The sequence below is a fragment of the Pelomonas sp. KK5 genome (assembly GCF_001984095.1).
Classification (GTDB): domain Bacteria; phylum Pseudomonadota; class Gammaproteobacteria; order Burkholderiales; family Burkholderiaceae_C; genus KK5.
Genome location: NZ_LYVQ01000324.1, coordinates 1 through 5,366, shown reverse-complemented (window position 1 = coordinate 5,366; position 5,366 = coordinate 1). Strand labels below are relative to the sequence as shown.

General features: G+C 70.5%; 5 protein-coding genes and 1 pseudogene. 5 read left to right on the top strand and 1 reads right to left on the bottom strand.

Annotated elements, in window-relative coordinates:
- The 4 genes and pseudogenes from B0W88_RS33925 to B0W88_RS29345 form a co-directional block, all read left to right on the top strand.
- Positions 1-379: pseudogene (locus tag B0W88_RS33925) on the top strand (DUF4350 domain-containing protein); the annotation flags it as partial.
- Positions 376-1,377: a MoxR family ATPase gene (locus B0W88_RS29355; protein WP_077038074.1), complete on the top strand. Its 1,002-nt coding sequence runs from the start codon at positions 376-378 to the stop codon at positions 1,375-1,377. The pseudogene B0W88_RS33925 and the gene B0W88_RS29355, both read left to right, overlap by 4 nt.
- Complete coding sequence (locus tag B0W88_RS29350; protein ID WP_233151887.1) at positions 1,377-2,753, top strand: DUF58 domain-containing protein; 1,377 nt, start codon at positions 1,377-1,379, stop codon at positions 2,751-2,753. Before B0W88_RS29355 ends, B0W88_RS29350 begins: the two co-directional genes overlap by 1 nt.
- 77 nt (positions 2,754-2,830) lie before the next feature.
- Complete coding sequence (locus B0W88_RS29345; protein WP_158080967.1) at positions 2,831-3,328, top strand: DUF805 domain-containing protein; 498 nt, start codon at positions 2,831-2,833, stop codon at positions 3,326-3,328.
- 4 nt (positions 3,329-3,332) lie between these two features.
- On the opposite strand, the gene argG is transcribed toward B0W88_RS29345, so the two are convergent.
- Complete coding sequence (gene argG, locus B0W88_RS29340) at positions 3,333-4,658, bottom strand: argininosuccinate synthase (protein WP_077038072.1); 1,326 nt, start codon at positions 4,656-4,658, stop codon at positions 3,333-3,335.
- Positions 4,659-4,789: 131 nt separating this feature from the next.
- Here argG and B0W88_RS29335 point away from each other — a divergent pair.
- On the top strand, positions 4,790-5,366 hold a 577-nt coding region (locus B0W88_RS29335; protein WP_144007052.1), incomplete at its 3' end, for an AMP-binding protein.

The window sequence follows — 5,366 nt, the reverse complement described above, 5'->3', positions numbered from 1 at the left end:
GGCGCTGGCCGCTGCCCTGTGGCGCGGCGCGCTGCGTTTCGGGCCGCTGATGGCCACGCCGCCGCGCCTGCGCCGCTCGATCGGCGAGCAGGTCAGCGGCCTGGGCGCCTGGCTGCGGCGCGAGGGCCGCGAGGCGCTGGTGCAGGCCCAGCAGCGCGCGCTCGACGAGGCCGCCGCCCGCCACCTGCCTGGCTGGCGCCGCCTCGATGCGCGCGCCCGCGCCGCCGCCGTTGCCGCCGCCACCGGCCTGCCGGCCGATGACCTGGCCGAGGCCCTGCGCCGCACCGAATGCCCCCGCGCCGCGCTGGCGGCGCGCCTGCAACTGCTGGAGACCGCCCGGCGCCGCCTGCTGCCGGACACCAAGGAACGACCGAGATGAACGACACGACAACGACGATCAAGCCCGAGGAACTCACGCTGGCCACCCAGTGGCTGCACCGCCTGCGCGAGGAGATCGGCAAGGCCGTGGTCGGCCAGGCCGATGCGGTGGAGCAGTTGCTGGTGGCGCTGGTGGCGTCGGGCCATGTGCTGGTGGAAGGCGTGCCGGGCCTGGGAAAGACCTTGCTGGCGCGCGCCATCGCCCAGGCGCTGAGCCTGCAGTACGCCCGCGTGCAGTTCACGCCCGACCTGATGCCCGCCGACGTGATCGGCCACAGCGTGCTCGACGACACGGGTGGCGGCGGCCTGGGCCGCCTGCGCGTGCGCCAGGGCCCCGTCTTCACCAACCTGCTGCTGGCCGACGAGATCAACCGCGCGCCTGCCAAGACCCAGAGCGCGCTGCTCGAGGCGATGCAGGAGTACCAGGCCACGCTCGAAGGCCAGACCCTGGCGCTGCCTCGGCCCTTCATCGTGATCGCCACGCAGAACCCGGTGGACACCGAAGGCACCTACCCGCTGCCCGAGGCCCAGCTCGACCGCTTCCTGCTGAAGATCCTGATCGGCTACCCGTCGGCGGAGGAAGAGGCCGCGCTGGTGCAGCGCGTCACCGCCGGCCGCGCCGGCGACCAGCTGCCGCTGGAGGAAGTGAAGCCCGTGCTGGACGATGTGCAGGTGCGCCAGCTGCAGCGCCTGGCCGGCCTGATCCATGCCGACGAGCGGGTGGTCGACTACGCCGTGCGGGTGACCCGTGCCACCCGCAACTGGCCGGGGCTGGAGATCGGCGCCGGCCCGCGCGGCAGCCTGGCGCTGCTGCGCGCGGCCCGCGCGATGGCGCTGATCCGTGGGCGCGATTTCGTGACCCCGGACGACGTGGCTGCGCAGGCGCTCGCCGTGCTGCGCCACCGCGTGACGCTGGCGCCCGATGCGCAGCTGGAAGGCCGTGAAGTGGACGAGTTGCTCGCGGCCGCGATGGAGAGCGTGGAGGCGCCGCGCCTCTGATGACGACGATGGGCAAGGGCCGGGCTGTCATTCCCACGCGGCGCTGCATCGCGCTGCTGGCCGCGCTGGCGCTGGCCGCCGCGGGCCTGCTGGCGGCCGGCCTGCCGCTGGCCGCGGTCGCGCCGGCGGGCACGGCCCTGCTGGCCGCGCTGGCGCTGGCGATGGCGCTGGACCTCGGGCTCAGCCTGCGGCTGTGGCGCCGCGACGGCGTGCACCTGGAGCGCCGGCTGCCCGCGGCCTTCGCCATCGGCGCGCCGACCGAGCTGAAGCTCGACCTGGTCAACCCCGGGCCGCGCGCCTGGCGGCTGCGGGTGTTCGACGAGCTGGATCCGCTGTTCGATTTCGAAGGCCTGCCGCAAGACCTGACCCTGCAGCCGCAGACCCGCGCCACGCTGCGCTTCAAGGCCACCGCCCGGCGCCGCGGCATCGTGCGCCTGGGCCGCACCCAGCTGCTGTGGACCAGCCGCGCCGGCCTGCTGGAAGTGCGCGAGACCCTCGGCGAGGCGGCGAGCCTGCGCGTGTACCCGAACTTCGCGGCGCTGGCGCGCTACGCCTGGCTGTCCGGCGACCGGCGGCTGGCGCAGATCGGCATCCGCCAGTACGCGCGGCGCGGCCAGGGCACCGACTTCCGCCAGCTGGCCGAGTACCGCCGCGGCGAGCCGCTGCGCCACATCGACGCCAAGGCCTCGCTGCGCCAGAGGAAGCCCATCGTTCGCGAGTTCCAGGACGAGCGCAACCAGCGCGTGATGTTCATGCTCGACTGCGGCCGCCGCATGCGGGCCGACGAGCAGTCAGCCAAGGCTGGCGAGAACAGCCATTTCGACGACGCGCTGGACGCGATGATGCTGCTGAGCTACGTGGCGCTGTCGGAGGGCGACGAGGTCGGCGCGATGAGCTTCGGCTGCCCGCCCGGCCAGCAGCGCGACAGCGCGCCGCGCAAGGGCCTGGGCGCCCTCAACGCGATGATGAACAAGCTGCACGACCTGCAGCCCGGCGGCGAGCACTCCGACTACCTGGCCGCGGCCGAGGCGCTGATGCGCCGGCTGCAGCGCCGCTCGCTGGTGATCCTGCTCACCAACTTCCGCGACGAGGATGCGCCCGAGCTGCAGCCCGCGCTGCGCCTGCTGCGCCGCCGCCACCTGGTGCTGCTGGCCAGCCTGCGCGAGACGGCGCTGGGCCGCATCGCCGCGCAGCCGATCGAGGACCCCGACAGCGCCGTGGACGTGGCCAGCGCCCACCTGCTGGACCAGGCGCGGCGCGATGCTTTCGCGCGGGTGGTCGATGGCGACCGGCTGTCGGTGGACGTGGAGCCGCAGCAACTGGCCACGGCGCTGGTGAACCGCTACCACCAGGTGAAGCGGGCGGGGCTTTTGTGATCTGACTTGAAAGGGGAGAAAGAGCGATGGACCGACAGGAACCGAACTTCAATCAATACGCCGCACCGCAGGCCGTTGTGCAGGACATCGAGCCGGTGCAGGGGCAGACTGGTGAACTGGGCCTGTTCACGGCCCAGGGGCGGATCGGGCGGCTGCGCTACCTGGCCTATGTCTTCGGGGCGTCGTTCGCCGTCAACATCGCGACCTTTGCGCTGGCACTGGCGATGCCGGGCTCGCATGGCCTGGCGAGCGTCGTCAGCGCGGTGCTCGGCATCGCGGTGTTCGTGATCTCGGTCACCAGCGGGGTCAAGCGCTGCCACGACATCGGCATCAGCGGCTGGTGGACACTGACCAGCATCATCCCGATCATCGTGCTCGCGTGGATCTTCTGGCCCGGTGATCGGGGCAGCAATCGTTTTGGCCTGCCGCCGCCGCCCAATACTTGGGGAGTGCGCATCCTGGGCAGCTTGGCACCGTTCATCGTGATCATCGGCATCCTCGCCGCCATCGCGATCCCGCAGTACAAGGCCTACACCGACCGCGCCCGCGCGGCGCAGTCGGTGCCAGGCAGGTAACGCCTTACTTCAGCTGCGGCAGCGCATTGGCGTCCGGCGCCGCGAGCAGGCCGGCATCGGTGTAGATGCCCAGCTTGGCGCGGGTGTCGGTGATGTCCAGGTTGCGCATCGTCAGCTGGCCGATGCGGTCGAGCGGGCTGAACGGCGCGTCCTCGACCTTCTCCATCGACAGGCGCTCCGGCGCGTAGGTGAGGTTGGGGCTGCGGGTGTCGAGGATCGAGTAGTCGTTGCCGCGGCGCAGTTCCAGCGCCACCTCGCCGGTGACGGCGCGGGCCACCCAGCGCTGGGCCGATTCGCGCAGCATGATGGCCTGCGGGTCGAACCAGCGGCCTTGATACAGCAGGCGGCCGAGCTTCAGGCCGTTGATGCGGTACTGCTCGATCGTGTCCTCGTTGTGGATGCCGGTCACCAGGCGCTCGTAGGCGATGTGCAGCAGCGCCAGGCCCGGGGCCTCGTAGATGCCGCGGCTCTTGGCCTCGATGATGCGATTCTCGATCTGGTCGCTCATGCCCAGGCCATGGCGGCCGCCGATGGCGTTGGCTTCCAGGATGAGGGCCACCGGGTCGCGGTACTCGACGCCGTTCAGCGCGACCGGCATGCCTTCCTCGAAGCGCACGGTCACCGTCTCGGCCTTCACCGCCACGTCCTCGCGCCAGAAGGCCACGCCCATGATCGGGTTGACGATCTTGATGCCGCTGTTCAGGTGCTCGAGATCCTTGGCCTCGTGCGTGGCGCCGAGCATGTTGGAGTCGGTCGAGTAGGCCTTCTCCGCGCTCATCTTGTAGCCGAAGCCGGCCTTGTTCAGGAAGGCGCTCATCTCGGCGCGGCCGCCCAGCTCGTCGATGAAGGCCTGGTCCAGCCAGGGCTTGTAGATCTTCAGCGACGGGTTGGTCAGCAGGCCGTAGCGGTAGAAGCGCTCGATGTCATTGCCCTTGAAGGTCGACCCGTCGCCCCAGATGTTGACGTCGTCGGCCTTCATCGCGGCCACCAGCATCGTGCCGGTGACGGCGCGGCCCAGCGGCGTGGTGTTGAAGTAGGTGATGCCGCCGGTGCTGACGTGGAAGGCGTTGGCCTGCAGGGCGGCGATGCCCTCGTGGGCGAGCTGCGCCCGGCAGTCCACCAGCACGGCCTTCTCGGCGCCGTACTCCATCGCCTTGCGCGGGATCGCGTCGTAGTCCGGCTCGTCGGGCTGGCCCAGGTTCGCCGTGTAAGCGTAGGGGATCGCGCCCTTGCCGCGCATCCAGTGCAGGGCGGCGCTGGTGTCGAGGCCGCCGGAAAAGGCGATGCCGACCTTCTGGCCGGCGGGAATGTGCTGAAGAATCGTGGACATGTCAGGCTCGGGTTGGATCGCGGGTAACTGCTTATTTTCCGTCATATTTCCTGTCGCACCTGGGACAGGCCTTCGCCGAAGATGCAGGGAAGAATCGCAGGCAAACAAGGACAGGACAAGGAGACACGCGGATGACCTCTCTCTCGCCCCAGCAGATTGCCCAGCGCAGCCACTTTCCCCGTCGCCTGCCGCGCGAGGTGGTGGTGCCGAAGACCTCGCTCTACTTCAACCTGCAGGTCAGCGCCACGCGCTACCCGGACAAGGCCGCCGCCATCTACTGCGGCAAGACGACCACCTACGCCGAGCTGCACGCCCAGGCGCTGGCCCTGGCCGGCTGGCTGAAGAGCGTCGGGGTCGGCAAGGGCGACCGGGTGGCGCTGTTCCTGCAGAACTGCCCGCAGTTCCTGGTCGCCGTCTATGCGGTGAACCGCGCCGATGCGGTGGTGGTGCCGGTGAACCCGATGAACAAGGCCGAGGAGTTCGGCCACTACATCACCGACCCGTCCACCAAGGTGGTGATCTGCAGCGCCGACCTGGCCGGCATCGTCGCCCAGGCCAACGAGGCGCTGCCGGCGGACAGGCGGATCTCGTCACTGCTGGTCACGCGTTATGCCGACGATGTCCCGGCCGATGCCGGTCTCTCCGAGCCCATGCGCCAGTGGGTGACCGCCGACGGTGTTGGACATCAGCGTCGCGTTGGTGTGGATG

Excerpts from the sequence above, each read along its gene's own strand:
- B0W88_RS29355 (WP_077038074.1), top strand. The coding sequence starts at position 376 with ATGAACGACACGACAACGACGATCAAGCCCGAGGAACTCACGCTGGCC.
- B0W88_RS29350 (WP_233151887.1), top strand. The coding sequence starts at position 1,377 with ATGACGACGATGGGCAAGGGCCGGGCTGTCATTCCCACGCGGCGCTGC.
- argG (WP_077038072.1), bottom strand. The coding sequence starts at position 4,658 with ATGTCCACGATTCTTCAGCACATTCCCGCCGGCCAGAAGGTCGGCATC.